This is a genomic window from Glutamicibacter sp. HZAU (genome assembly GCF_004100365.1).
Classification (GTDB): Bacteria; Actinomycetota; Actinomycetes; order Actinomycetales; family Micrococcaceae; genus Glutamicibacter; species Glutamicibacter nicotianae.
The window spans coordinates 1-264 of sequence record NZ_SCKZ01000039.1; the positions used below are offsets into that span (position 1 = coordinate 1).

Here is a 264-nt window from a genome sequence, read left to right on the forward strand (position 1 = left end):
GTGTGTAGATTCACGACATATTAGACACATGAGTCCAGACATCCTAGACACTCACCCATTGACCTATGAGCTGCGTCATCCTTGACTCTGAGACATGTCCAAGAATCATGTCATCGTCCACCAAATCCGCGATGCCGGGATGAGCGTCACCACCGCGTCACGCCAATACAAAATCTCCCGCCAACGCATCTACCAGCTCCTCAAAGCGTACGACGCCGGCGGCGATCAAGCCCTGGAACCACAATCACGCCGGCCGCTGAGCAA

General features: G+C 54.5%; 1 protein-coding gene. It reads left to right on the top strand.

The genetic code is table 11. The annotated features are described in order from the left end of the window. Positions 1-94 precede the first annotated feature (94 nt). On the top strand, positions 95-264 hold a 170-nt coding region (locus tag EKH49_RS17245), incomplete at its 3' end, for a helix-turn-helix domain-containing protein (protein ID WP_145964457.1).